23 protein-coding genes are annotated in these 26,752 nt (G+C 69.0%); 8 read left to right on the top strand and 15 right to left on the bottom strand.

Features of this window, described 5'->3' with window-relative positions; all coding sequences use genetic code 11:
• Window positions 1-2 precede the first annotated feature (2 nt).
• The 5 genes from L324_RS15680 to L324_RS15660 form a co-directional block, all read right to left on the bottom strand.
• Window positions 3-1,247 (bottom strand): MFS transporter, encoded by a 1,245-nt coding sequence (locus L324_RS15680; RefSeq protein ID WP_037307996.1) that lies wholly within the window; start codon window positions 1,245-1,247, stop codon window positions 3-5.
• 64 nt (window positions 1,248-1,311) lie between these two features.
• Complete coding sequence (gene dapC, locus L324_RS15675) at window positions 1,312-2,397, bottom strand: succinyldiaminopimelate transaminase (RefSeq protein ID WP_037307993.1); 1,086 nt, start codon at window positions 2,395-2,397, stop codon at window positions 1,312-1,314.
• The gene (locus L324_RS15670) at window positions 2,394-2,792 is read right to left on the bottom strand and encodes a PPOX class F420-dependent oxidoreductase (protein ID WP_037307990.1); all 399 of its coding nucleotides are present in this window, start codon (window positions 2,790-2,792) and stop codon (window positions 2,394-2,396) included. Before L324_RS15670 ends, dapC begins: the two co-directional genes overlap by 4 nt.
• Before the next feature lie 11 nt (window positions 2,793-2,803).
• Complete coding sequence (locus L324_RS15665; RefSeq protein ID WP_037307988.1) at window positions 2,804-4,177, bottom strand: NDP-hexose 2,3-dehydratase family protein; 1,374 nt, start codon at window positions 4,175-4,177, stop codon at window positions 2,804-2,806.
• Entirely contained in the window at window positions 4,174-5,250 is a 1,077-nt protein-coding gene (locus tag L324_RS15660) for a glucose-1-phosphate thymidylyltransferase (RefSeq protein ID WP_037307985.1), read from the bottom strand. Before L324_RS15660 ends, L324_RS15665 begins: the two co-directional genes overlap by 4 nt.
• Before the next feature lie 151 nt (window positions 5,251-5,401).
• On the opposite strand from L324_RS15660, the gene rfbH reads away from it, so the two are divergent.
• The 3 genes from rfbH to L324_RS15645 all read left to right on the top strand — a co-directional run bounded on the left by rfbH (window position 5,402) and on the right by L324_RS15645 (window position 9,571).
• Window positions 5,402-6,703: a lipopolysaccharide biosynthesis protein RfbH gene (gene rfbH / locus L324_RS15655; protein ID WP_037308119.1), complete on the top strand. Its 1,302-nt coding sequence runs from the start codon at window positions 5,402-5,404 to the stop codon at window positions 6,701-6,703.
• 6 nt (window positions 6,704-6,709) lie between these two features.
• Window positions 6,710-7,963, top strand: coding sequence for a ketosynthase chain-length factor (locus L324_RS15650; protein ID WP_152546867.1), 1,254 nt, complete (start codon window positions 6,710-6,712; stop codon window positions 7,961-7,963).
• Window positions 7,964-8,269: 306 nt separating this feature from the next.
• A complete protein-coding gene (locus L324_RS15645; RefSeq protein WP_051173915.1) occupies window positions 8,270-9,571 on the top strand; it encodes a cation:proton antiporter in 1,302 nt (433 codons plus the stop codon).
• Here L324_RS15645 and L324_RS15640 read toward each other — a convergent pair.
• Both L324_RS15640 and L324_RS15635 read right to left on the bottom strand, forming a co-directional pair.
• Window positions 9,522-10,184: a response regulator gene (locus L324_RS15640; RefSeq protein WP_037307982.1), complete on the bottom strand. Its 663-nt coding sequence runs from the start codon at window positions 10,182-10,184 to the stop codon at window positions 9,522-9,524. The two genes, L324_RS15645 and L324_RS15640, sit on opposite strands and share 50 nt — an antisense overlap.
• Window positions 10,181-11,716: a sensor histidine kinase gene (locus L324_RS15635; RefSeq protein ID WP_037307979.1), complete on the bottom strand. Its 1,536-nt coding sequence runs from the start codon at window positions 11,714-11,716 to the stop codon at window positions 10,181-10,183. The genes L324_RS15640 and L324_RS15635 overlap by 4 nt, the downstream gene beginning before the upstream one ends.
• Window positions 11,717-11,848: 132 nt before the next feature.
• Between L324_RS15635 and L324_RS15630 the strand changes: the two genes are divergently transcribed.
• The 4 genes from L324_RS15630 (at window position 11,849) to L324_RS15615 (ending at window position 16,560) form a co-directional block, all read left to right on the top strand.
• On the top strand, window positions 11,849-12,817 hold the full coding sequence (locus L324_RS15630; protein WP_081736349.1) for a Bug family tripartite tricarboxylate transporter substrate binding protein: 969 nt from the start codon (window positions 11,849-11,851) through the stop codon (window positions 12,815-12,817).
• Window positions 12,814-13,308, top strand: a complete 495-nt coding sequence (locus L324_RS15625) for a tripartite tricarboxylate transporter TctB family protein (RefSeq protein ID WP_037307974.1) — start codon at window positions 12,814-12,816, stop codon at window positions 13,306-13,308. Before L324_RS15630 ends, L324_RS15625 begins: the two co-directional genes overlap by 4 nt.
• The gene (locus L324_RS15620; RefSeq protein ID WP_037307971.1) at window positions 13,308-14,825 is read left to right on the top strand and encodes a tripartite tricarboxylate transporter permease; all 1,518 of its coding nucleotides are present in this window, start codon (window positions 13,308-13,310) and stop codon (window positions 14,823-14,825) included. Before L324_RS15625 ends, L324_RS15620 begins: the two co-directional genes overlap by 1 nt.
• A gap of 298 nt (window positions 14,826-15,123) precedes the next feature.
• Complete coding sequence (locus L324_RS15615) at window positions 15,124-16,560, top strand: DUF1996 domain-containing protein (protein WP_152546868.1); 1,437 nt, start codon at window positions 15,124-15,126, stop codon at window positions 16,558-16,560.
• A gap of 179 nt (window positions 16,561-16,739) precedes the next feature.
• Here L324_RS15615 and L324_RS15610 read toward each other — a convergent pair whose 3' ends face one another.
• The 6 genes from L324_RS15610 to L324_RS15585 form a co-directional block, all read right to left on the bottom strand.
• The gene (locus L324_RS15610; protein WP_037307968.1) at window positions 16,740-17,429 is read right to left on the bottom strand and encodes a hypothetical protein; all 690 of its coding nucleotides are present in this window, start codon (window positions 17,427-17,429) and stop codon (window positions 16,740-16,742) included.
• Between the two features lie 121 nt (window positions 17,430-17,550).
• Complete coding sequence (locus L324_RS15605; RefSeq protein WP_037307965.1) at window positions 17,551-18,252, bottom strand: Crp/Fnr family transcriptional regulator; 702 nt, start codon at window positions 18,250-18,252, stop codon at window positions 17,551-17,553.
• A 29-nt stretch (window positions 18,253-18,281) separates the two neighbouring features.
• The gene (locus L324_RS15600; protein WP_037307962.1) at window positions 18,282-18,647 is read right to left on the bottom strand and encodes a hypothetical protein; all 366 of its coding nucleotides are present in this window, start codon (window positions 18,645-18,647) and stop codon (window positions 18,282-18,284) included.
• Between the two features lie 809 nt (window positions 18,648-19,456).
• Entirely contained in the window at window positions 19,457-19,969 is a 513-nt protein-coding gene (locus tag L324_RS15595) for a hypothetical protein (protein WP_037307959.1), read from the bottom strand.
• Between the two features lies 1 nt (window position 19,970).
• The gene (locus L324_RS15590; RefSeq protein WP_037307956.1) at window positions 19,971-21,728 is read right to left on the bottom strand and encodes a substrate-binding and vWA domain-containing protein; all 1,758 of its coding nucleotides are present in this window, start codon (window positions 21,726-21,728) and stop codon (window positions 19,971-19,973) included.
• Window positions 21,729-21,763: 35 nt separating this feature from the next.
• Window positions 21,764-24,394, bottom strand: a complete 2,631-nt coding sequence (locus L324_RS15585) for a P-loop NTPase fold protein (protein WP_037307952.1) — start codon at window positions 24,392-24,394, stop codon at window positions 21,764-21,766.
• Between the two features lie 191 nt (window positions 24,395-24,585).
• Here L324_RS15585 and L324_RS15580 point away from each other — a divergent pair, with 191 nt between their 5' ends.
• Window positions 24,586-25,137 carry a snapalysin family zinc-dependent metalloprotease gene (locus L324_RS15580; protein ID WP_037307949.1) on the top strand — a complete coding sequence of 184 codons (552 nt, stop codon included), beginning with the start codon at window positions 24,586-24,588 and terminating at the stop codon, window positions 25,135-25,137.
• 49 nt (window positions 25,138-25,186) lie between these two features.
• Here the strand turns inward: L324_RS15580 and L324_RS15575 are convergent, their stop codons facing one another.
• The gene (locus L324_RS15575; RefSeq protein WP_037307946.1) at window positions 25,187-25,366 is read right to left on the bottom strand and encodes a ferredoxin; all 180 of its coding nucleotides are present in this window, start codon (window positions 25,364-25,366) and stop codon (window positions 25,187-25,189) included.
• A 5-nt stretch (window positions 25,367-25,371) separates the two neighbouring features.
• Window positions 25,372-26,574, bottom strand: coding sequence for a cytochrome P450 (locus L324_RS15570; RefSeq protein ID WP_037307943.1), 1,203 nt, complete (start codon window positions 26,572-26,574; stop codon window positions 25,372-25,374).
• Window positions 26,575-26,752 lie beyond the last annotated feature (178 nt).

The raw sequence follows: 26,752 nt of genomic DNA, 5'->3' as shown, positions 1-26,752 counted from the left end.
CGTCAGGTCGCCGGCGTCGGCGACTCTTCCCGCCGGTACTCGTACCGGACGAGCGAACGCGCGCCCGCCGCGACCAGGCCGATGCCCGCCACGCTCGCCAGCCCACCGGTCCAGACCGCGCGCCGGATCCCGAGCAGCCCGCCGAACAGGCCCGCCCGCAGGTCACCCAGTTGCGGCCCGGCCGAGCCGACCAGCATCTCGATCCCGGCGAGGCGGCCGCGCAGCCTGTCCGGGACCACGTGGTTCCACAGCGTGCCGCGGAAAAGGTCGGCGACGAAGTTGGCCGCGCCGCCGAAGGCGAGCATCACCAGCGTCAGCCACCACCACGGGCTCAGCCCGACCCCGATCATCGCCACCCCCCAGAGCGCCGCCGCGACGAGCATCGCGACGCCGTGCCGCCGGATCCGCGACGACCAGCCGCTGGTCGCCGCCGCGATCAGGCCGCCGGCCGCGGTCGCGGAGAACATCAGGCCCAGGACCCACGGCGCGCCGATGTCCGACGCCAGGAACGCGAACAACGCGAACGGCAGCGCGAGCGCCGTGGCCACCAGGTCCACCAGGTAACTGCCCACCAGCAGGGGACGACTGAGGGCATAACGGACACCTTCGGACATCGCACGCAGCGAGGGCGGCGACGCGTGCTCGCCCACCGGCTGCGGCCGGACCCAGAAGATGAGCAGCGCCGACACCGCGAAGGTGACGACGTCGATCAGGTAGGCCGCCCGCAGGCCGAGCACGGAGATCAGCACACCGGCCACCGCGGTACCGCCGATCGCCGAGGTGTTGGCGCGCAACGAGTTGAGCGCCAGCGCCTCGGTCATCTGCTCGGGCGGCACCAGCCGGGGGATGATCGCGGTCATCGCCGGACCCTGCAGTCCGCCCACGGCGGCCGCGGCGCCGACGGCGACGTAGAGCGGCCAGAGCAGCGGCCGGTCCAGCAGCACGTTCAGCAGCAGGCCCACCGAGAGCAGGCCGAGCGCGATTTCGGTGAACAGCACCATCAGGCGGCGGTCGATCGCGTCGGCGAGCGCACCGCCGTAGAGACCGAAGACGACCATCGGCACCAGCTCGACCGTGCCCATCAGGCCGACGGCGAGCGGGGAGCCGGTGAGCTCCTTGATCTGCACCGGAATGGCCAGCAGGGTGAGCACGGTCCCGAACGACGTCACGAAACCGGACAGCCAGAGCAGCCGGAAATCCCTTGAGGTGCGCAGCGGTGTCGTGCCCGGCAGCAGCCCTCGCAGCATTCGGTGCCTCCGGATTTCGGCTCAGTGAAGCCAAAATCGTAACATCATCGGGATACACGGGAGATCACCGGCGCAACCGGGTCACCGCCGTCGCGATCCGCTCGTCGGTGGCGGTGAGGGCGAGCCGGACGTGGTTCTCCCCCGCCGGGCCGTAGATCTCCCCCGGTGCCACCAGGATGCCCAGTCCGGCCAGGTTCCGCGTGGTGTCCCAGCACGGCCTGCCCTCGGTCGCCCACAGGAACAGCGACCCCGCCGAGCCGTCGACGCGGAAACCGCGGCCGAGCAAGGCGTCCAGCAGCAGTTTCCGGCGTTTGGCGTACCGGAGACGTTGTTCGTGCACGTGGTCGTCGTCGTTCAGCGCGGCGGTCATCGCGGCCGCGATCGGGGCGGGCACGATCAGCCCCGCGTGCCGTCGCACCTCGAGCAGCGTGCGCACCAGCCGTTCGTCACCCGCCACGAATCCGGCGCGGTACCCGGCCATATTCGACCGCTTGGACAGCGAATGCACCGCGAGCACCCCCTCGTGGCCGGGGCCGCTGACGTCGGGGTGCAGGATCGAAACCGGCTCGGCGGTCCAGCCGTGTTCGATGTAGCACTCGTCGTTGACCACGAGCACGCCGTGCTTTCTGCCCCATTCGACGTATTCGCGCAATTCCGCCGCCGTGAGGATCCGGCCGTCCGGATTCGACGGCGAATTCAGCCAGAGCAGCTTCGGTGCGGACGCGGGCGGCCCCGCGGTCAGGTCCACCGCCAGTGGGGTCGCCCCGGCGAGCCGGGCGCTGACGTCGTAGGTGGGGAACGACAACCGCGGGTAGGCCACCGTGTCGCCGGGGCCGAGACCGAGCGCGGCGGGCAGCCAGGCGATCAGCTCCTTGGTGCCGACGGCGGGCAGCACGGCCGTTTCGGCGACCTCCGCGCCGAGCCGCCGTTTGAGGTAGCGGGTGGCCGCCTCCCGGAATTCGGGTGTGCCCTCGGTCGCCGGATGTCCCGGCGCGTCGGCCGCCGCCGCCAGCGCGGCCCGCGCCACCGCGGGCGACGGATCGACCGGGGTGCCGAGGGCGAGGTTGACGATGCCGTCGGGATGCTCCGCCGCCAACGCGCGCAGGGGCATCAGTGCCGACCAGGGGAATGCGGGAAGTTCGCCGATCACGCGCTGTGCTCCTTCACGATGAGGTCCCTGCTACGGACGCCCTCGCTCCAGTGGGCGTCGATCCCCCAGACCGCGACCCGGCGGGGCCGGACGCGGATCAGCGCCGCGTCCCCGGTACCCAGCGCCTCCGCCGTGCCCCGGATCTCCAGACCGCGAGGCGACGGCGGCGAACCCGGCGGGACGTCGTCGACGATCAGCGCGACCCTCGGTTCGCGCAGCACGTCCCGGAACTTGCGGCTGGCCGCGAGATCCCGGCCGGTGATGTCGATGGTGCCGAGTTCGGTGTTGTGCCGGAAACCGACGGGGACGACGTGCGGGCCGTCCGGGCCGACGGTCGCCAGCCGGGCGAAGGTCTGGCCGTCGAGATAGGCCGATTCGGCCGGGGTGAACGACATCGTTTCTCCTTTCACCAGGTGCTCAGCAGCGCGGTGAGCAGGGTTCGGGCCTGGATGTTGACCTGATCGGGCTGGGCCATCAGGTCGAGTGCCTGGCGCAGGCTCAGCCAGCGATAGCCGTCGGGGACGGGCACCGGCCGGTCCGCGGGCAGTTCGACGACGCGGTAGCGGTTGACCGCGTTCAGGAAGCGGCCGCCCTTCTCGGACTGCAGTGAGTCGTGCCGCACGACGCCCGGTCCCGGTTCTGCGACGACCTCGGCGCGGAAGGGCACCGGCCGGTCACCGAGGTCGCAGCACTGGACGGTGGGCCCGAATTCGGTGAACCGGGACGAGCCGGCGTCGGCCCGGGCGTGCATCAGGATCCGGAGCACGCCGTCGAACCGCTGGACCAGCAACCCGTACAGCCCGGGCGTGGCCGGCTCGATCAGCGGCTGGCTCCACCGGGTCACCTCGCGCGTCGGCGCTTCGACCCGCACTCCCACGACACGGAAGTGGCGGCCGCTCTCGTGCTCGATGCCGCCGTCCGCGAGCCGCCAGCCATCGACCTCGGCGAGCCCGCACGTCCTGGCGACCGGCTCCATCGCCCCCTTGCCGTCGTTGAACCAGGTGAGCAGGTCGTCGTCGACGCCGGGACCGGCCAGCGAACGCCGCAGGGCGTCCCGGTACGGGTCGCCGGTGTTCGCGGGCGGGGAGGCGACCGGAACACACGAAAGCACCGTGCGGGTTTCGGAGTTGAGCAGATTGTCGTGGCCGAGCAGGCCCCAGAGCTGGCCGAGGGTGAGCCACCGGTGGTCGGGCCCGATCGGCACGGTCTGGTCGGTTTCGACCACCATGTTCCGGTTGTGCGTGCCGAGGAACCACTGGGAATGCTCGGCCTGGATCCGGTCCACCAGCACCCGGCCCGGCCGCGGCGGCAGGAAGTGCTCCAGATGCGGGGTGGGCAGCCCCTGGTGGGCGCGCAGGTAGTTGCCGCGGGTCGCCTGCACCGTCGTCGAGAGCTGGACGAGGTTGGTGTTCCCCGGTTCCATCTTGGCCTGGACGAGGAAATGCGGCACGCCACCGAAGTCCCGCGTCACCAGGCCGAGGATGCCGATCTCCGGCTGGTCGATGATGGGCTGTTCCCAGTCACCGCGACCGGTCCGCACCCGCACGCCGGTGAAGCCGAAGAACCGGCCGCTGGTGTGCCGCAGGTCGCCGGTCCCCGGCTCGAACCCCCAGCCCGGCAGTTCCGTCAGCGGCACCCGCTCGACGGTGTAGGAATGCGCGGCCGACCGGGCCGCGAACCATGCCGCGAACCCGGCGTTCGGCGAGATCGGGCTGTCGGTGGCCTCGGCCGACCGCGTGAACCGCTCGGCGGTCGAGGAGAGCAGACTGGGCGCGGTCATCGCGCCGGTCCCGCGGTCAGGCCCAGCCGGGACCGGTCTCCGAGCAGCAGCCGGTGCGTCGACGGTGCCGACGTACTGTCCAATTCGGACTCCCGGCCGATCAGCGAACCGGTCACCTCGGCGAGTCCGCGGACGCTCGCGCCCGCCATGAGGATCGAATCGGTCACCCCCGCGCCGGTCACGACACAGTCCTCGCCGATCGACACCGACGGGCCGATCCGGCTGCCGGTGACCCGGCTGCCCGCCCCGATGAGGGCCGGCCCCTGGATCGTGGACCGCACCACGCTGGCGCCCGCTTCGACGACCACCGTGCCGCGCAACACGCTTTCGGCGTCGACGTCGCCGTCGATCCGGCCCGGCAGCTCCGAGAGCAGGGACCGGTTGCACTCCAGCAGTTCCTCGACGGTGCCGGTGTCCTTCCACATCCCGGAGAACCGGCTCGCCACCACCGGCAGTCCCTCGTCGATCAACGCCGCGATCGCGTCGGTGATCTCGAGTTCCCCCCGTGCGCTGGGCTGGATTCTCCGCGCCGCCTCGATGATCGCGCCGGTGAAGAAGTAGACGCCGATGATCGCCAGATCACTCGGCGGCTTCTCGGCCTTCTCCGCCACCGACAGCACCGCGTCGGCGGCGTCCAGTTCGGCCACGCCGTAACAGCTGGGCTGGCTCACCTTCGCCACCATCAGCCGGGCCGCCGGGCGTTCGGCCCGGAACCGCTCCGCGGCGGCGGCCAGGTCGCCGACGAGCACGTTGTCGCCGAGGTACATCACGAAGTCGTCGTCCCCGAGGAAATCCTGTGCCAGCAGCACACAGTGCGCGAGTCCGGCGGGGCGATCCTGCCGAAGATAGGTGACGCGCAGGCCGAACCGCGATCCGTCCCCGATCACCTCGGCGATCTGGTCCGCGTGGTCGCCGACGATCATTCCGACCTCGCGCACGCCCAGCGCGCGGATGTTCTCCAGGCAGAGTTCGAGCACCGGCCGCCCCGCCACCGGGATCAGCTGTTTGGGCAGGGAGAAGGTCAGCGGGTGCAGGCGGCTTCCGGTTCCGCCTGCCAGCACGAGTGCTTTCATGGCGCCACTCCTCAGATTTCGGCTCAGTACGCGACGAATGCTCGGTCCGCCGCGTCGAGCGCGGATGGAGCGCGACGGCTGGACCCGCGCTCGAACCGGGCGCCTCATCGTCTGCCGGGAAGCCCGCACCCGGAGCGAGAAAGGGCATGGCATGAGCGAGCTAGGCCGTCGGATCCTCGATCAGGTCCGCAGTTACCACGAAGAGCAGCGCCCGGCGGTGAAGTTCGTGCCGGGGGTGACCCCGATCAATCCGGCGGGTTCGGTGCTGGACGAGGAAGACCGCGTCGCACTGGTGGCCGCCGCGCTGGATCTGCGGATCACCTCCGGGGCCATCGCCACGAAGTTCGAGCGGCGGTTCGCGCAGTCTTTGGGACGGCGCAAGGCTTACCTGACGAACTCCGGCTCCTCGGCGAACCTGCTCGCGCTGGCGGCGCTGACCTCGCCCCGGCTGGAGGACCGCGCGCTGCGGCCCGGCGACGAGGTGATCACCACGGCGGCGGGATTCCCCACCACGGTGAACCCGATCCTGCAGAACGGGCTCGTCCCGGTGTTCGTCGACTCCGAACTGGGCACGTACAACCCGACCCCGGACCAGATCCGGGCGGCCATCGGCCCGCGCACGAAGGCGATCATGCTCGCGCACGCCCTCGGAAACCCTTTCGCCGCCCACGAAATTGCCCAGATCGCGGACGAGAACGAGCTCTTCCTCATCGAGGACAACTGCGACGCGCTCGGTTCGACCTACCGCGGCAAGGCCACCGGCACCTTCGGCGATCTCTCCACGGTCAGCTTCTATCCCGCGCACCACATCACCACCGGCGAAGGCGGCTGTGTGTCGACCGACAACCTGGTGCTGGGCCGCGTGGTGGAGTCGATGCGGGACTGGGGAAGGGATTGCTGGTGCCTGCCCGGTGAGGACGACACCTGCCACAAGCGGTTCACCTACCAGCTCGGCACCCTGCCGCTGGGCTACGACCACAAGTACACCTACTCGCATGTGGGGTACAACCTCAAGTCGACCGACATCCAGGCCGCGCTGGGGCTGACCCAGCTGCCGAAACTGCCCTCGTTCGCCGACGCCCGGCGGCGCAACTGGCGTCTGCTGCGCGACGCGCTCGAAGACATCCCGAACCTGGTGCTGCCGCGTCCGACGCCGGGCAGCGATCCGAGCTGGTTCGGGTTCGCGATCACCGTCGGGGCCGACGCGCCCTTCAGCAGGCTCGAACTGGTGCGGTTCCTCGATGCGCGGAAGATCGGCATCCGCCAGTTCTTCGCCGGGAACCTGACCCGCCACCCGGCCTACGAGGGCCGGTCGTACCGGGTCTCCGGCGATCTGTCCACTTCGGACGTCATCGCCGAGCGGACCTTCTGGGTGGGCGTGCACCCGCTGCTCACCCCGGAGATGGTCGCCTACCTCGCCGAGTCCCTGTGGGACTTCGTCAAGAACCACTGAACTTCCGTGCTGCACGAGAGAAAGGACGCTCAGGTGCCGGGTGAGGACGAACGCGACCCCGTGGCGGTGACCGGGCTCGGCGTGGTGGCGCCGAACGGCTGGGGGGTGAAGGAGTTCTGGGCGGCGACGCTGGCGGGCCGCAGCGGGCTCGCCCCGGTGAGCCGATTCGACACGTCGGGCTATCGGGCACATGTGGCGGGCGAGGTGAACTTCGAACCCAAGGACCATCTGCCGAGCCGTCTCCTGCCGCAGACCGACCATATGACCCGGCTCGCGCTGGTGGCCGCCGAGGAGGCACTGTCCGACGCCGGGGTGAGCCCGGCGGGGATGCCGGACTTCGCCTGCGGTGTGGTCACCGCGGCCTCGGCAGGCGGCTTCGAATTCGGCCAGCGTGAGCTGGAAGCGTTGTGGAGCAAGGGCGGCGCGTACGTCAGCGCGTACCAGTCGTTCGCGTGGTTCTATCCGGTGAACACCGGGCAGATCTCCATCCGGCACGGCATGCGCGGACCGGGTTCCGCGCTGGTCGCCGAGCAGGCGGGTGGTCTGGACGCGCTGGCGAAGGCCCGGCGCGCCGTCCGGTCCGGCACCACGGTGATGCTGTCCGGCGGGGTGGACGGGTCACTGTGCCCGTGGTCGTGGCTGTGCCTGACCCGCAGCGGGACGATGAGCCCGGAAGCGGATCCGGCGCGGGCGTTCCTGCCGTTCGACGCGGCCGCTTCCGGCGGTGTCCCCGGTGAGGGTGGCGCGCTGCTGGTGCTGGAAGACCCGGCGGCCGCGGCCGAACGCGGGGCCGGGCACCGGTACGGCGCCATCGCGGGCCACGCCTCGACGTTCGATCCGCGCCCCGGCTCGGGGCGCCCACCGGGACTGCGGCGCGCGATCGAACTCGCCCTCGACGACGCCCGGCTCGACGCGTCGGACATCGACGTCGTGTTCGCGGACGCGAGCGGGGTGCCCGCGCAGGACGCCGAGGAGGCAGGCGTGCTCGCCGCCGTCTTCGGCCCCCGCGGTGTCCCGGTGACCGCGCCGAAGACGATGACCGGACGGCTTTCGGCGGGCGGCGCGCCACTCGACGTCGCTGCGGCGTTGCTGTCCCTGCGCGATTCGGCGATCCCGCCGACCATCCACATCGGACAGTCGCCGTTCGCCGCGGACCTGGACCTGGTGCTGGACCAGCCGCGGGAAGTCCCGTTGCGGACCGCGCTGGTCCTCGCCCGCGGGCACGGCGGCTTCAACAGCGCACTGGTCGTCACCGCCTGACTTGTCGCCCCTCTGGCGCGGTCGGCCACCTTCGCGCGCTGACGTCTCGCATTTAGCCCACTAAACGCGAGTCGCGTCGCGATACCGGTCGGCCAACGTCCGCAAGTAGTCGACCAACTGCGGGTGTTCCGTGACCCGGAACGGCCTCAATGGTGTCGGCGAGTGGCGCTTCGAGAGCGGGTGATGTCCCCAATGCCACATTGGAGACCTTGAGCGCCCCCAATGCCACATTGGGGACACCGCCCCGGCCACTAACTCGCCAACTTTTCTTAGGTCCCAACAGGTCTTCGCACGGAAAGAAGAGTCATGCCCGCCTTCGAGCAGCTCACCCGGTTCCTCCTCGTGGTGGCCCTCATCCTCGGTGTCTGTCATCTGGCGGGCGCGCTGTGCGTCAGGCTGCGCCAGCCGCCGGTGGTCGGGGAACTGGCCGGGGCCCTGCTCCTCGGCCCGTCACTGCTGGGCGCGCTCGCCCCCGGTGCGCATCACGCGCTGTTCACCCCCGCCCTGCTCACCACGATCGATCTCGCCGGGCAGCTCGGGCTGGTCGTGTTCATGCTGCTGCTCGGCAGTGAGCTCCGGACCGACCTGCTCGACGGCGACCGGCGGACCGTCGGCCTGGTCGTGGCGGGCACGATCACCGTGCCGTTCGCGGCGGGCTTCGGTTTCGCCGCCTCGGTCGGCGAATGGTTCGCCCCGCGAGGCGTCCCGTTCGCGGCGTACCTGGTGTTCTTCGGACTCGCGATCTCGATCACCGCGATGCCGGTCCTCGCGCGGATCCTGACCGACCACCGCGTCGAGGGATCGCCGACCGGCACCCTCGCGCTCGCCGTCGCGTCGATCGGGGACGGGCTGGCCTGGGCGATCCTGGCCGTCGTACTCGCCGCCAAGGGGACGGGCGACCCGGGCACGGTCGTCGTCCGCGGCCTGATCGCGGTCGTGTTGCTGATCGTCTCGTTCACCCTCGTCCGGCCCGCATTGGCGGCCGTGCTGCGTCGGGCCGGGCGGCGCGGCACCGGAGAGCGGGCGATCGCGGCGTTCCTGGTCACCGGCGCCGTGGCGTTCGCCGCCGCCACCGACGCCATCGGCCTGCACCCCGTCATCGGCGCGTTCCTGTTCGGGGTGCTCCTCCCCCGCGGCCAGGACGTCGTCACCCGCGCCGGCTCAAAGCTGAACGACTTCGCGGTGGTGGTCCTGCTCCCGCTCTTCTTCGCCAGCGTGGGCCAGAAAGCGAACTTCGCCGCCTTCGGGGGCCGCGAGGGCTGGCTGTTGCTGGGGGCCGGGCTGGCCGTCGCCATGCTTTCGAAGTTCGCGGGCACCGCCGGGGCCGCGACCCTGGCGGGCAAGGGCAGGCGCCAGTCGCTGCGGCTGGGCGCGCTGATGAACTGCCGCGGGATCACCGAACTGGTCATCGCCAACGTCGGCCTGCAACACGGCCTGATCACCCCGCTCGGCTACACGGTGATCGTGCTGATCGCCGTCGTCACCACCGCGATCACCGGTCCGCTGGCCCGCCTCCGCGCCGCGGACGAGGACCTGCTGCCCGGCGTTCCACCGCCCGTCAGCTCCACACGTAGCGCCGCTCGGGCCGTCCCGTCCCGCCGTACTTGAGGTTCACCTCGGCCCGCCCGGTCGCCACGAAGTGTTCGAGGTACCGGCGCGCGCTCACCCGCGCGACGCCGGTCGCCTCGGCGCATTCGCTCGCGGACATCCCGCCCGGCGCGCCGCGCAGCGCGGTCTCCACCAGCCGCGCGGTCTGCACGGTGAGTCCCTTGGGCAGCACGGGTTTCGCGTTCGGCCGGGCACCGAAGACCTGATCGACGTCGGCCTGCCCGGCCTCGGCCAGCCGGTCCAGCCGCCGGTGCAGCGTGGCGAAATGGGTCAGCTGATCACGCAGGGACGCGTACTCGAACGGTTTGATCAGATAGTGCAGGACCCCGCCCCGCATCGCCTGCCGCACGGTCTCCACGTCGGTCGCGGCGGTGATCAGGATGACGTCGACGTCCTCGGTGGCGCGGAGTTCCCGCAGCACGGAAAGCCCGTCGAGATCGGGAAGATAGACGTCCAGCAGCACCAGATCCGGCTTCAGTTCCCGTGCCAGCCGGATCGCGTCGGCGCCGGTGTGCGCGACCCCGACGACGGCGAACCCCTCCGTGCGCGCGACGTATCCACTGTGGACCTTCGCGACCATGAAATCGTCGTCGACGACGAGTACCCGGATCATCGCGGCAGCCTTGCCGTGAACACCGCGCCGCCGGAGTTGTGCACCTCGACCGAACCACCCCGCCGGACGCACGCCTGCCGGATCAGCGCCAGCCCGAGACCTCGCTGGCCGTGCGCCGCGGCCTTCGTGGTGAAGCCGTGTTCGAACACTTCTTCGGCGATCTCCGGGGCGACACCGGGCCCGGAATCTCGGACCTCCACACGCACTTCGTCCTCCTCCTGCCATACGCCGACTTCGATCCAGCCCTGTTCGCCGCCCAACGCGTCCAGCGCGTTGTCCACGAGATTTCCCAGTACCGTCACCAGATCCGTGGACAGCCCGTCCTCGACGCGGTCCAGTTCGCTGTCCGGGGCCATGCGCAGCCCGACCCCGCGTTCCGCCGCGAGCGACGCCTTCGCGATCAGCAGGGCCGCCACCGCCGGGTCGCCGATCCGCGAGCCGACCTCCGCCCGCCACTCCCCCTGCGCCGAGCTGATCCGGCTGACGTACCCGCGGACCTCGTCGTATTCCCCGAGTTCCAGCAGCCCGGAGATGGTGTGCAGCCGATTGCTGAACTCGTGCGCCTGCGCCCGCAGGGTGTCCGTGGCGTGTCTGCTGGCGTCGAGTTCGTCCCGCAGCGTCATCAGGTCGGTGCGGTCCCGCAGGGTGACGACGGCGCCGCGCACGTCGATCGGCATCCGGTTCAGCGTCAGCACCTTCCCCTGCCGCAACACGATCTGGTCGGCGCCGGTCGCCCGGCCGGTGAGCACGTCGCGGATCCGCTCGTTGAGGTCGAGGAGTTCGTCGACCGGCCGCCCGAGCGCGTCTTCCGGCAGGCCCAGCAGATCGCGGGCGTGATCGTTCACCAGGGTGATCCGGTGCTGCGGATCCAGGCCGACGACGCCCTCCTTGATGCCGTGCAGGAGCGCTTCCCGGTTCTCGACCAGCGCGGTGATCTCGTGCGGTTCCAGGCCGAGCGTCTGGTTCTTCACCCGCCGCGCCAGCAGCAGCGAACCGCTCACCCCGATCACCAGCGCGACCCCCAGCACCCGCAAGGCGTTGTCCGGCGAGTCGAGCACGCCCGCGAAGAACCCGGGCGACTTCGAACCCGCCGCGACCATCCGGACCACCTTGCCGCCCTTTTCGTCGAGCACCGGGACGTGCGCCACGATCGAGCCGTCGAGTTCGCCGACCCAGGATCGTCCGGAAAGGACGGTGCTCTCGCCGATCCCGAGCCGCGTCCGCAGCTGATCCGGGTAGGGCGAGGCGAGCACGTACCGATCGGCGTCGGCGATCACGACGAAGTCCACTCCGGACAGACTCCGCGCGGTCTCCGCGGGCGCGGCGAGTTCGAACGGGCCGTTTTCGAGATCGCCCACGACCTCCTGTGCGGCGACGGATTCCGCGACCGAGAGCACCCGGCGTCCCTCGGTGGTGCGGAAATTGCTCCCCGCCTGGGTGACGGCCAGGACGCCTACCGCGCACAGTAGGCAGGTGACGACTACGAGTTGCCACACGAGGAGCTGGCGGGCCAAGGAACCCCGGACACCCATCGCCACCTCCGTGTGACCAAAACGAACACAACAACCATTGGGCCCGCAAGCGGGACATCTCTGTTTACACGAGTGCAACATGTCCAACCACGCGGCAGAGAGGCGGGGATCACAGTGAAGCCCAGTAACTGGTTGGCCATCGCGGCGGCGCTCGTCGCCGTCTTGCTGGTGCCACCGTTGCTCACCCCGGGCAGCGAGGCCGACGAGGGCTCGCAGATCCGGTCGTTGCGGGTACTCGTGCCCAACGCGCCCGGCGGCGGTTACGACATCACGGCCCGGACGGCGACCAAGGCGATGGAGGACGCCGACCTGCTCGGCAACGCGGAGGTGTTCAACCTCCCCGGTGCCGGCGGCACGGTCGGCCTCGGCCGCACGGTGGCCGAACGCGGCAACGGCAAACTCGTCATGTCCATGGGCCTCGGCGTCGTCGGCAGCGTGTTCACGAACAAGTCGCCGTCTTCGCTGCTCGACACCACACCGGTGGCGAAGCTGATCGAAGAGTCGGACATCGTCGTGGTCGGCAAGGACTCGCCGTACCGGACCATCGGCCAGCTGATCGAGGCGTGGAAGAAGGACCCCGGCGCGGTCCAGGTCGGCGGTGGTTCGTCCCCGGGCGGGCCGGACCACCTGGCGCCGATGCTGATGGCGAAGGCGGTCGGGCTCGCACCCAAGGCGGTCAACTACGTCCAGTTCGACGGCGGCGGTGAACTGCTCGCGTCGGTCCTCGGCGGCAAGGTCGCGTTCGGGGTCTCCGGCGTCGGCGAGTACCGCGACCAGATCCAGGCGGGCACGCTCCGGGTGCTGGCGGTGACCAGCGCGAACCGGATCCCGGGCATCGACGCGCCGACGCTGTCGGAGTCCGGTGTGGACGTGAAGTTCACCAACTGGCGCGGCATCGTCGCGCCGCCGGGCATCACCGACTCGGACCGCGCGAAGCTGGTCGGCCTGTTCGAGCGGTTGCAGAAAACGCCGCAGTGGCAGGAAGCCTTGCAGCGCAACGGTTGGACCGGCGCGTTCGCGCCAGGGGAACAGTTCGGTTCGTTTCTCAAAGAGGAGAACACGCGAGTGGCAACGGTGCTGAAAGAGCTGGGTCTGGCATGACCACGTGGCTGAAAGGGCGCTCCGAACTCGGCGTGAGCGTGGTACTTCTGGTGCTCGGGGCGCTGGTGCTCACCGACGCGCTGAGCATTCCCACCGACTTCGCCCAGCGCGGACCGGTCGGGCCGAAGGCGGTGCCGATCCTCGTCGGCTCGCTGCTGCTGATCGTCGCCGTCCTGCTGGCCCGCGACGTGCTGCGCGGCGGCAAGGGCGAGGCCGAGGGCGGCGAGGACATCGACCTCACCGCACCCGCCGACCTCCGCACGGTTCTGTTGCTGTGCGGTGCTTTCCTTGCCAACGCGGCACTGATCGGGCTGGTCGGCTTCCCGATCTCGGGCGCGATCCTGTTCTGGGGCGCGGCCTACGCCCTCGGCAGCCGCAACCTGGTGCGTGACCCGCTGATCGCGGCGGGCATGTCCGTCGCGACCTTCCTGATCTTCAACAATCTGCTCGGTGTCCCGCTCCCCGGTGGCCCGTTGATGGAGGTGTTCTGATGCTTCAGCAACTCATCGACGGCTTCGGCACCGCGCTGACGCCGACCCATATCGCGATGGCGGCGATCGGGGTGCTGCTGGGCACCGCGATCGGCGTGCTGCCGGGGATCGGCCCGGCGATGGCGGTGGCGCTGCTGCTCCCGGTCACCTACGGGCTGGAGCCCACCGGCGCGTTCATCATGTTCGCCGGGATCTACTACGGCGGGATGTTCGGCGGCTCGACGACGTCGATCCTGCTGAACACCCCGGGTGAGAGCGCGGCGGTCGTCGCGGCCATCGACGGAAACCCGATGGCGCGCAAGGGACGTGGGGCGCAAGCGCTTGCGGCCGCGGCCATCGGGCACTTCGTCGGCGGCATCCTCGGCACGATCGCGCTGGTCGTGCTGGCGCCGGTGATCGCGAAGCACGCCGTCGACATCGGCGCGCCGGACCTGTTCGCGATCATGGTGCTGGCGTTCATCGCGGTCACCTCGGTGCTCGGCGGCTCCCGGATCCGCGGCGTCGCGTCGCTGCTGATCGGGCTCACCATCGGCCTGGTCGGCCTGGACGAGATGACCGGACAGCAGCGGCTGACCTTCGGCTCGCTGCATCTGGCCGACGGCATCGACGTCGTGATCGTCGCGGTCGCCCTGTTCGCGGTCGGCGAGTCACTCTGGGTCGCCGCGCACCTGCGGCGCAACGCGTTCAAGCCCATCCCGGTGGGCAGGCCATGGCTCTCGCGCGCCGACCTGAAACGGACCTGGAAGCCGTGGCTGCGCGGTCCGCTGATCGGGTTCCCGTTCGGCGCGGTGCCCGCCGGTGGTGCCGAGATCCCGACATTCCTTTCCTACGTCACGGAGAAGCGGCTCTCGAAGCACAAGGACGAGTTCGGCAAGGGCGCCATCGAAGGCGTCGCGGGCCCGGAAGCGACGGCGTCGGCCTCCGCCGCCGGGACGCTGGTCTCGATGCTGACGCTCGGCCTGCCGACCACCGCGGTCGCGGCCGTCATGCTGGCGGCGTTCCAGCAGTACGGCATCCAGCCGGGACCGCTGCTGTTCGAGCGGGAGTCGTCGCTGGTGTGGGGCCTGATCGCCTCGCTGTTCGTCGGCCTGACGCTGCTGCTGGTGCTGAACCTGCCGCTGGCGCCGCTGTGGGCGAAGCTGCTGCGGATCCCGCGGCCGTACCTCTACGCGGGCATCCTGTTCTTCGCCAGCGTCGGCGCGTACGCGGTCAACGCGGACATCTTCGACCTGCTGGTGATGTTCGTGATCGGTCTGCTGGGCTTCGCGATGCGCCGCTACGGCCTGCCGGTGCTGCCGGCGATCATCGGCGTCATCCTCGGCCCGGCCGCCGAACAGCAGATGCGGCGCGCGCTGCAACTGAGCGACGGCGATCTGGGCGGGCTCTTCAACACCCCGTTCTCGATCGTGGTCTACGTGATCATCCTGCTGATCGTGTTCTTCCCGCTGCTCAAGCGTTTCCTGCCCGCCCGTCCGGCGGCCACCGAAGCCGAACCCAAGGACAAGGTGGACGTCTGACCTGCGGCGATCCGAACCGGACCCGGCCTCGACTGCCCCGAGGCCGGGTCTTCTTTTTCGTCCCGGTGAACCGGCCGGGGCCGCCCTTCGTGTGCCTTGCATCACCTCCACGGAAGATAACGAAAGGATAACGGCGAGATCGCGTTTTGAACCGCGTGCGGACTGGGGCCGTTTCAGCCAACGCGGAGTAAGTGGCGCCGGCGACGTCGGTGGCGCATCCCCCGTGCTCCGCGAAACGACACCGAACGAGGTGAACAATTCCATGCCCCGTAACCAAAGATCCGCCGGCCGCCACCGCATGGCGCGCCGCACCAAGGTCGCCACGGGCGCCATCGCGCTCTCCCTCGCCGTCGGCGGGATCGTCGTGGTGAACACGACCGGAACCCCCGACGCGGCCAGCGCCGACAGCGCCGACAAGTCTTTCTTCATCGACATCACCAAGGTCCCCCGCGGCACCAACGTCAACCTCGACCTCGCGAAACGAGGCGCCCGGGGGACGTTCACGGTCGACTGTGGCCGCAACGAGAACGGCCACTTCAACAGCGACAACTTCATCGCGCAGCCCGGTGTCCGCAATGGAGCCGCGCACCTCCACGACTACGTCGGAAACCTTTCGACCAACGCGGATTCCAACAACAAGAGCCTGCTGCGCGCGGGCACCACCTGCAAGAACGGCGACAAGTCCGCCTACTTCTGGCCGGTCGTCCGGATCAACACCGAGGAAGAGGAGGAAAACGAGAAGGCGAACGAGGAGAAACTCGCCGCCGACCGCAAGAACGCGGCCAAGGACGAGGCCTCCCCGCAGGCCGACTGTCCCGACGTGGTCAGCGAACTCGAAGACGTCCCCGACCAGGCCATGAACGCGGTCAACGAGGGCCTGACCAAGATCGACGAGGACGTCGACAACGCGAACAACCAGCTGGCGCAAGGAAAACAGGCCGGCCAGGTGCTCGACGAGCTGAAGAACAAGCGCAAGTCGTCGATCAAGAAGATCACCGACAGCATGAAGCAGGCGGGCAAGCCGGTCGCGAAGAACGACGACCAGCTCGCCGGATGCGCCGTGAAGCAGAACGGCAAGGGCGGCCTCGACAACGGCGGCGAGAACAGCAACGTCAACGCGGGCGGCGACGTCGAGAAGAAGAAGTCCGACGGCAAGGCCGCCGACCTGCCCCCCGCCAACGACAACAACGAGGTCGGCGACAACGAAGGCGAGATCCAGCGCCCCGAAAAGGTGGACCTGACCTTCACCAGCGGCGGCGCCCGCCGCGTCGTCGCGATGCCGAAGTTCCTGCGCGTGCTCTACGGCGACGCCAAGCAGAGCACCAACGGCCCGGCCAACGCCCGGCCCAGCTGGACCTGCACCGGCTTCGAGGACCGGCTCACCGAGCTGTACCCGATCTGCCCGCAGGGCAGCAAGATCGCGCGTGTCCACGCGTTCCCGAACTGCTGGGACGGGAAGAACACCGACAGCGCCAACCACCGCACGCATATCGTGTTCTCCGACCGCGACGGGCGATGCCCGCGCGGTTTCAAGAACGTGCCGCAGCTGCGGATCACACTGGTGTACAACATCCCGCCGAACATCCAGGCCGCCGGGCAGTACGCGGTCGACGCTTTCGACCAGGAGAAACACAACCCGCGCTCCGACCACGACGACTTCGCGAACGTCATGTCGCAGTGCCTGATGAACCAGCTGGTGAAGTGCATCAACAGCGGCAAACGCTGCAAGCAGTAGCGGTGCTCACCTCTCGTGAGTGGTAATGACGGTTCTAACCGTCATTACCACTCACGAGGCTTGGGGCTTGAGGTTTGCGGGGCTGGGTCCGGTTCCTGGCCCGGCGTAGGGGTACCGGGCCAGAAACCGGCGAACGACACGGCCTTCCCTCCCTGGAAGCCGGGCCGCCCGGTCTGGGGCTAAGCCGTCGTCGACAACCGGCTCACCCGGTCGAACACGAGCGGCGCCGGCATCGCCGGGTTCACCTCGGCCAGTACGGCGTCGGCGTCCAGGCCCGGCAGATGGATCCACGCGCTGTCGGCGAAATCCGGGGTGGTGACGCTGATCCGGCCGCAGCGCGCTGGCGGGATCAACGCGACCCCGAAGGGCTCGACCACGTTGCGCCACACCGATTGCGAGACGATCATCCCGGCGCCGAACTTGTCACCGGTCGGATCGAGACGGCACCAGTAACCGACGGCGTCGTTGAAGGTCGAAGCGCACAACAGCCGGGTCAGCGTGATGTACGTGCGGTGGTAGCGGTGATTGTCCGCCATCGGTCCCATATGGACGGCCACCCGCGCCCGCATCGGGACGCGGGCGTAGCGGTTGCGGGAGCGGAGCAAGTGGTCCAAATGGAACACGACCTCGCAGAGCTGCCCGACGGCCTGATCCGGATACGCGACCATCAGCCCGTCCCCGGTCTCCCGGAAGTGACGGGCTTCCCCCGGCGCGAGCCCGACCGCGGTGAAGGAGCGGGAGACCAGCGTCTCCATCTCGGTCTTCATCGGGTCCAGCAGGTCATCGCTGGCCTTGGACGAACCGACGATGTCGACGGCGAGCACGGCATGGGTGTTCGCGTTGTATCGGCCTGAGGTCAGCACCTGCATCTCTGCGACCCCTCCCCTGATCGGTGAAAACTGGCGGCAGGAAGCAGTGTTCCCACTCCTCACCGGAAGTTCTGTTCGGAACCGAACAGAACCTGACCTCACCATGGTCAACGCCAGTGAGCTAAGTCACACCTTTTTCCGTGATCACCCGCAATGCCTCGCGGTCGACGACGGTGATCGCACGGCGCGAACTGGCCACCACTCCCGCCTTCCGGAGCTTGTCCAGTGCCTGCGCGACCATGGTCCGGCCCATCGGGATGAACTGCGCGAGTTCGTCCTGGCTCAGCGGGATCCCGATCCGCCAGCCCGCCGGCGTCCGGATCCCGCAGACGTCGACCAGGTAGTCCAGCCGTGTCGCGACCCGCGCCACCGCCTGCGGTTTCCACGACTGCGTCCGCTGCCGCTGGGCGAGGACGAACCGGCGGGCGACACTGACGAGCACCTCCCGCATCGCCGACGGATGGTCCAGCAGGAACCGGTTGAACTCGCTCGCCGCGATCCGCCGGACGTGGACCTCCTCGATGGCGACGACGTCGGCCATCCGGATACCGCCGGCGATCACCGCGATCTCGCCGTGCAGATCACCGGGCACCCCGACGTCGAGGATGACCGTCGCCCCCATCCGGTCGGCGCTGGTCACCTTCACGTAGCCGTGCCGCAGCAGCATGACGAAGTCGCCGGGCTCGCCCGCGCGCATCAGCGCCTGTCTGCTCTCGTAGGTCTGCGGGGTGCCCATCTCCAGCAGCCGGGCACGGACGGGTTCGTCCAGCCGCTCCAGGAACGGACGTTCTCTTTCTTCGGCGGCCTCCGGGCCCAAACCCACGAAACACCCTCCCAGGCAGTCGTGAACACCTATCGCGGAGAGTAACCGAATCGGCCACCCGATCCGGCGGCGGAACCGTCGTACGCGGTGAAGATGCCCAGCCGGACCAGCTCCGATCTGATCCACTCGGCAAGCCGGTGCAACGGCCCGTCTTCGGCCTCGACGAAATAGCTGTCCACGATCTGGTGTCGCCTATCGGCGTGTTTCGCCGCGTAGAGCAACGCTGACCGTACCTCTGACACCTTCAGCGGAGCGACCTTGATCCCGGGGGCGGGCCGCACGGTGCTCTTGGCGGCCATCACCGCCAGCACGGCCTCCTCCAGGCTGAACCGGTGCTCCACCGGTACGACCACATGTTCCACGCCCTCGACAACCCGGCGCCCGATCAACGGCATACTGTCAGATCAGCATGACGCACGGCCGTAGTCTGTTCGGCACCGAACACTCAGCGCGACTCAGCCTGGTTGGCGGCGCTCGACAGCCGCGGTGTCTCCGCCCCGGGACCTACACCACACAGCTGCTACCCACGCCAGCATGCCGACACGGGGCACCCGAGGAGCCGGGCACGTGGGTCGTGAGTGGCAAGTGTCGTTCTGACGGACTCGTATCCACCTACCCATTGGTGCGGCTGACGTCGTGTGTGGAGGATTTGGGACGGTGAACGTCCTGAATCCTCCACGCTCGGTCTCGTTGACGAGGAATTCGGGCACGACGGGCACGATCCGCGCGACGATGCGGGAATCCGGACTGCGTACCGAAGGGGACCTTCCCCGCATCCGATGCGGGGAAAGCGCCCCTCACCACACAGCTGCTACCCACGCCAGCATGCCGACACGGGGCACCTGAGGACCGGCGTGCCGACACGGCGCGCCTGAGGAGCGGGGCACGTGGGTCGTGAGTGGCAAGTGTCGTTCTAACGCGACTCACCACTCACGACCGCCCCCGCCCACCGCCTACCCACGGCTGCGTACCGAGGGGGACCTTCCCCGCATCCGATGCGGGGAAAGCGCCCCTCACCACACAGCTGCTACCCGCGCCAGCATGCCGACACGGGGCACCTGAGGAGCGGGGCACGTGGGTCGTGAGTGGTAAGTGTCGTTCTAACGCGACTTACCACTCACGACCCACGTGCCCATCACCACACAGTTGCTACCTAGCGTGCGTGCCGACAGGGGCACCTGACCGGGCCACCGTCGCGTGGCCCTCAGCCCGCTTCAGCAGCCGCGATCGCGTCTTCGAGTTGTTCCCGGTACAGCATCATCCGCTGGACGAGCATCACCGGATCCGGGTTCTCGTCACGGGCGTGCCGCTCCAGCTTCTCGGTGGTCTGCTTCACCGTCACCCGCAGCTCGACGACGGCCGCCACGTGGTCACCGGCCCGGTCTTCGAGTTCCGCCACCGCCCGCCGGAAGGCGCTCGCGAGATCGGTCTCGCCCGGCTGCACCTTTTCGATGGCCGTCAGCGCGCGCCCGAGCAGGCTGTAGTGGTCGTAGCCGGCGGCGGGTTCCGGCGCGCGGAACTTCCGCTTCTTCACCGGCCGCTCGGCGTTCAACACGAAGAACGCGACCTCGGCGGGGATCAGCACGGCGAGCGCCGCGACGGCGCCGAAGAGCCAGGCCAGCGGATGCGGCAGGGTCACCGCGTGACCGAGCAGCCCGGCGATCACCGTGAGCACTCCGGTGACGGCGTGGAAGGGGCGGTTGTCGGGACCGGCCATGTCAGAAGTTACTGAAGACGTTGACGAACATCTTGTCGATGCCCTGCGGATCGACGGCCTTGTAGCCGCGCGCCTTGGACTTCTGCGCGATCTCGTCGAGAACGCGGCTGTCCGCCTGCGCGCCGTAGGCCATGGTGAAGACGCGGACGGAGTTGTCCAGCCGCTCGGCATCGATCGCCTGCAGCATCTGCTCCTTGGTGGTCCCCTCCTCGGTGTTCACGCCGTCGGTCAGCACCACGACGGCGTTGATGACGTTCGGGTCGAACTCCCGCCGCATCTTGGCGTTGGCGTCCACCACGGACTTGTAGAGTGCCGTGTCCCCGTCCGGTTTCAGATTCTCGACCAGGGTGGTCATCGAGCGGCGGACGTCCTTCACCTTGCCGATCGGCACCTTTTCCTCGTACCCGTTCGTCGAAAACGTCCACAGCCCGACCTGGTCTTCGGGATGCAGGTAGTCCAGTTGCTTCTTGATCGCGGGTTTCAGCAGGTCGATCCGGCGCTCGGAGTACGGCTTGTCCTTGCGGGTCTTGTCGAACGGTTCGTTCATCGATCCGGAAAGGTCCAGTACCAGCAGGATCCGGCCGCGCCGCTGCGTGTACTCCCAGCCGTCCAGCATCTTCTGGATCTGCTCGCCGGTGGGGATCTCGATGCGCCGCGACTCCCCGGTTTCCGCGGTGTGCGCGCCCTGCGCCAGCTGCGGGTTGCTCCGGCCTTCCGGATCACGGAAGCCGAGATCACGGAAGCGGTCCTGCTGTTCGGTTTCCCGCAGGAAGGCGGAGAAGTCCTTCGCCGCCGCCCGCTGGTCCGGCGTGGCCTTGGCCGTGGTCAGGAAGGGATGGTCGATCAGCATCGTGCCTTCGCTCGGGTGCACGGCCACGAGCGGCCGGTTCAAGGAGACGGGCTTGTCCCGCAGCTGCTTCGGATCCCCGGTCGGCGCGCCGTGGTTGTAGAGATAGACCATCTGTTCCTGCATCGCCATCGCGCTGATGTAGGGCGTGGGCTTCTGGTCCTCTTCGTACAGTGTCTTCAGGAACGCCACCGAATCGTCGCTGTAGTAGGCGACCGACGCCTCGATCCCGCGGACGAACTGGACGGCGTCCGCCGTGCCGATCTTGCCGTAATCCCCGCCCGTCGCCGCGAAGTAGGTCGCGATGGTCGCGGCGAGTCCCGAGGTCGACCGGCGCGGATTGTCCTTGCCCAGCGTGAAGTTGCCCCATTGCGCGTACTGAAGGCCCTTGGCCGCCCAGCCGCCGTTGCGGTTCAGTTCGAGCACGTCCCGCCAGCCGACGCCCTTGTCGGGCCAGCCCAGTTGCCTGGCCATCGGCTCCGGCATCGCGATCACCATCGGACTCGTCGCGAGCGAGGTCTTCGGGCCGTCCTCGATCAGGCCGCCTTTACCGCGCTGGCGCAGCAGATCGAGCCAGAGCGACGAACTCGGCAGCCAGACCTGCGGCTCGGGCTGCTGCGCATCGATGTCGTTCCAGCCCTCGGCGAGGAGGTCGAGCGCGGCACCCGAGGTCTTCTTGAACGCCTCGACCTTCGCGCACCGGCCGCCGTCGAACGTCCGGCCGGTGTTGTTGTACCGCTCGGCCAGCTCGTGGATCAGGTCGCCCTTCTCCGTGGAGGAACTGGCGACCAGCCGGATGCAGTCGCCCCTGTTCGCGTTCGAGGGCGCGGTGACGACCGTCGCCAGCAGGACGATCACGAGCGTCCCGACCAGCGTGCCGAAGGCGAGCGAAAGCCAGCCTGATCTCCGCATGCGCGCCCCCTCGCCGTCGTAGCGGGCAAGTGTAGCTACAACGTGGTTCCCGGTTCTGTTTCCTCGGTCACCAGATCGTAGGTTTCGAAACTGAAGCGGGCGAGGGTACCCACCCAATTCCGATAGACCTGTAGATCATCGAAGGATTCGACGTCTAGCCGCCATTCAGGTGGAAAGGCGTCGGACAGCGATTCCCCTTCGGAAAGCGCGATGAAGGTCGAGCGCGCGGCGTTCGGATCCGCGACCAGCAGGGTCAGCAGGATCAGCACCGCCCGGTAGGGACCGTCGACGAACCGCGAAAGTTCCGCGTCGGGAATGCCGATGCGCACCAGCCGGTAGAGATTGACCAGTTTCCGGATCTCCCGGGGTGTGTTCAGCCGTTTCCGCAGCACGTGGACGAAATCGCGTTCGACCTCGGTGAGCCGCAGCCGGTCCGGCCGCATGTTGTAGAACGTGGGCGGGGCCGTCTCCTTGACGATGACCTCGACCGGTTCGCCGCTTTCCCCACGATGGACGGTTTCCCCGTCCTCCGGCCATTCCTCGTGCCCGTGCGATTCCGGTTCACGGCCCTCGATCGGCATGAGGGCGTCGATCAGCTCGTCGGCCGCGGCACCCAGGGGGCGCAGGGCGAACACGATCTGGAAGATCTTGTCGAGGTATTCCGCCCGTCGCGCCTCCCCGGCCCCGAACAGCTCCTCATGGTGCTGGTCGAGGCAGCGCGACAACCAGCGCGGATCGACGGCCACCACCACGACGAATGCGGGCAGTGCCAGCAGCAGGTGCACCGCGGCGAGCACTTCGATCACCTTCGACGGCGGGCAGCGGTCGAGATCGTCGATGTAGAGCACGATCCGCTCCAGCGGCGGGTCCCCCTTGGCGCCTGCCAGCCGCCATTCCTTCCGCGCGTCCACCAGATCCGCGCTCAGCCGCGTGAGATCGTCCCGGACGCGGGCGAAAACCCCTTGGTAGTCAACGTATCTCCCGGTCTTCGCCTCTTCGATCAGCTCACCCAGGCGCGTTGCCGCGTCCAGCCGCCGGAGCCGTTCCTCGGTCTCCCGGACTTCGGTCTCGAACCGTTCCGCCCGCTTGTCGACGTCGTACCGCAGTTTGTCCAATGTGGACTTCACCGGAGCGAGCGCGGCCCTGGCGGTAGTGAGCGCCGGGGTCAGCACGGCGCCGAGCGCGACGATGGCCCCCGCCGCGGCGAGGATCGCGTTGTGCCACAAGGCCCAGCCGGTGATCGCGGCGGCGAGGCCGAGCACGCCGAGCACAGCGTATCCGGCGACGGTGAACCTCCGCCGTCGGCGTTCGGCCCGGTCCACTCCGGACACCAGGAGCCGCCAGCGCCAGGTGAGCGGGGAATCCGCCTTCACGGCCCGCAGGCTCGCGAGCCGGGTCCGCAGCTGTTCACGTTCGGCACGGACCTCGTCGGCGTCCGCGTGCGCCTCGGGCGCGCCGAGGTTGCGGAACAGATGGTCCACGAGACCGACCCACAGATGGTCGTCGTGGTACTGCCAGGCGTTGAACCGGATCTGCCGGATCTCGCCGGCGAACACGCTGTTCGCGGCGTCGCCCCGGGACCGGCGGGCCAGTTCGGCCACCCGGTCCGCCACCTGCCGCACGAAACTCGACTTACCGGAGCCCCAAGGTCCCAGCAACGCGACGCACAGGGGCGGGCTGGTCTCGCGGTCGGCGATGACCGCGGCGAGCGTGCGCACGTCGTCCTGGAAGCCGATCAGATCGACCGCGCTTTCGACGTCGGGCGTGATCCGCGGCCGTGCCCGGCCCGGTTTGGGCTCGACGAAACCGGTGCCGTCGATCTGGTTGCCGAAGCGGTCCCACACCCGGATCGTGCGGTCGTCCCCGACCGAGATGATCTTCTCGTTGCCCGCGGTGCAGGCGATCGCGCGGACGTTCCCCTCGTGTCCCTTGAGGACGGTGTATTCGGCGGGATTCTCGATGTCGCGGACGTAGACCTCGCCGCCGGAACCGCCGGAGAGCACCAGCTTCCCGTCCGGACTGAAGGCCAGCGCCCGGACCACCCCACCGTGCCCGCGGAAGACGAGGGCGGGATCGCTCTGTCGACCCCACAGCCGGACCGTCTCACCCTCCCCGGAGAGCATCCGCGCGCCGTCGGCCGAAACCGCGACCACATGTACCGAGCCCGCGCCACCGAACCGGTAGTGGGTAACGACTTCCTCGTCCCACAGCCGCACGCCGCCGGTGTCGTCGCCGGCGACCACGACCCGGCCGTCCGGGGTCACCGCGACGGATTCGACCTCCGGGCCACCGGTGCGGAGGCCGCGCACCGTCACGCCGTCCAGCCGCTGGACCTCCACCGTGCTCCCCGCACCCGACACGGCGAAGTCCTTCGCCACCGCGACCGTCAGCGTCCGCTTGGTGGTCTGGACCTCTGCGGGGGCCGCCTCGCGTCCGGTGAGCCGCCAGCGCCGCACCGTCGCCCCATCGCAGCCGACCACGTACTGACCGGAGATGCCCACCGCGAGCACCGGCCGATCGTGGCCGCGCAACGCGAACCGCTGCACACCGGTCTCCAGGTCCCATACCCGCACCGTCTTGTCCGTACCGCCGGTGACCAGCCGGTTTCCGTGCACGGCGACGGCCAGGATGGGTTCTTCGTGTCCAGTGAAACGTGCCGTCGTCATAGCCGCACAGTCTTCCGGTCGCGTCAAGATCTTGGTTAACGACAGGCGACTATCGGCGGGTTCCGTGACCGCATTGTCAGGTCCTAACATCACGCGGAGGCAACGGAGGACTACTCAGAGGTCCCTCCCGCCGGAACAAAGTGTCGACACTGCTCCGCAATTCCAGCACGCCTTAACGCGAGGAGTAAAACGTGCTTCGACGTACCTTCGCCGCGGTGCTCACCGGCGCCGCGCTCTCCCTTTCGCTGCTCTCGGCGCCCTCCGCCGGGGCGGCCGAGATCATGGCGACCACCCTGACCTACGACGACAGCCAGGCCGCGGAGTTCAAGGACGTGGTGGCGGCAGGCGTCAACGTCTGGAACACCAACGTCACCAACGTCCGCATCGTGAAGGCGACGCCGGGGCAGCGGGTCAACATCCGGATCGTCGCCGACGACGGCTGGCCGCGCGCCACCCTGGGCCCGGTCCGCCCGGGCGGGACGGTCACCGTCTGGTACGGCAGGCAGGCCGTCCAGCAGGGCTACAACAAGGTCCGGATCGCGTCCCACGAACTCGGCCACAGCCTCGGCCTGCCCGACGTGAAGCCCGGGCCGTGCTCGTCGCTGATGTCCGGCTCGACCGGTGGGGTCAGCTGCGCCAACGTGAACCCCAACACCCAGGAGAAGGCGAGGGTCCAGCAGAACTACGCCGGCACCGCCGTGCGGAACGCCGACAGCGGCAAGGTTCTCGCGGAAGTCGGCTGATCCCGTGCCAGGGGGTGCCCGCCCGGCACCCCCTGGCCTGGGTGGTTCGCTAGCCGTCCGCCGTGATCGCCGCCGCCGGGCACACCTGCGCGGCGTCGCCGATCTCCGCCGGTTCCGGGTCCAGCAACCGGACCCGGCCGTCTTCTTCGTCCTGTCCGAACACCTCCGGCGCGGTCAGCACGCACATTCCCGCGCCCACACACCGTTCCCGGTCCACTTGGATCCTCATCGCGATCAGCCCCAGGCCACCGGGAGCGCGTACACCCCGTAGATGTCGGAATCCGTCCGCAGCGGGATCTCTTCGGCCGGAACGGCCAGGCGCAGCGCCGGGAACCTGCCGAGCAGCCCGGCGAAGGCGACCTTCATCTGGACTCGCGCGAGCTGCTGACCGAGACACTGGTGCACCCCGTGCCCGAAAGCGGCGTGCCCGGCGGCGTTCCGGCGGAGATCGAGCCGGTCGGGTTCCGGGAACTTCAGCGGATCGCGGTTGGCCGCCCCCGCCGAGAGGGCCACCACTTCCCCCGCCTTGACGACCTGGCCGCCGATCTCGACGTCTTCGAGCGCGGTGCGGACGCCCGTGTGCGCGATCGTCAAGTAACGAAGGAGTTCCTCGATCGCATTGTCGATGCTCTCCGGGTCCTCGCGCAGGACGGCGAGCTGGTCCAGGTTGCTCAGCAACGCGAAAGTACCCAGCGCCAGCATGTTCGCCGTGGTGTCCAGGCCCGCACCCAGCAAAAGGAACGCGATGCTGGTGAGTTCCTCGTCGGTGAGGTCGGTGGCGGCCAGTTCACCGAGGATGTCGTCGGTCGGTTCGGCCCGTTTCGCCACGACGAGTTCGTAGAGGTAGCCGCCCAGTGCGTTGATGGCGGCTTCCTGTTCCTCCAACGGCGCGTCCGGCCGGTTCAACGGCGCGACGTTGCGCCGGAAGAACTCGTGGTCGGCGTACGGGACCCCGAGCAGCTCACAGATCATCAGTGCCGGAATGGGCTGCGCGAACGCGGTCACCAGATCGGCCGTCGTTCCTTGTCGCTCCATCGCGTCCAGGTGTTCGACGGTCACCTGCTCGACCCGGTCGGTGAGCTGCCGCATCCGGCGGACGGTGAACTTGCCGGTGAGCAGCTTGCGATACCGCGCGTGCTCCGCACCGTCCATCTTGATGAACATCCCCGGCTGCGCGGGCGGCATCTCCGCCATCGCGGCCGCACCCGGCAGCGGCGTGTGCATCAGCTCCTGCCGGGCACTGAACCGCGGATCCGAGAGGACGGCGCGGGTGATCGCATGACCCGTCGCGAGCCAGCCTTCGTGCCCGTCGGGGAAGGTCAGGCGGACGAGTGGATGCTCGTCCCGCAGCGAAGCGAGTTCCGCGGGCGGGTCGAACGGACAGCCCTTCGGGCGTTCGAGGGGCAGTTCCGCGAGATGGGGTACTGACGTGGTCACAGCTGTTCCTCCCAGATCTTCAGCTATGACCAAAGGCTACGTTGCATTCACTTATCGCTCAAAGTTGTAGATGGTGCCTTGCGGAGTAATTGCTGGTAGATTTCCGAAAATCGTTGCAACGATGCTGCCAATGAATGCAACGGTTCATTGCATTGACCTGCGAGTGAACGCACAGGAG

The sequence above is a fragment of the Amycolatopsis orientalis DSM 40040 = KCTC 9412 genome, from assembly GCF_000478275.1.
GTDB lineage: Bacteria > Actinomycetota > Actinomycetes > Mycobacteriales > Pseudonocardiaceae > Amycolatopsis > Amycolatopsis orientalis.
Note: the sequence above shows the minus strand (reverse complement) of the source record. Positions and strands in the feature narration are given on the sequence as shown.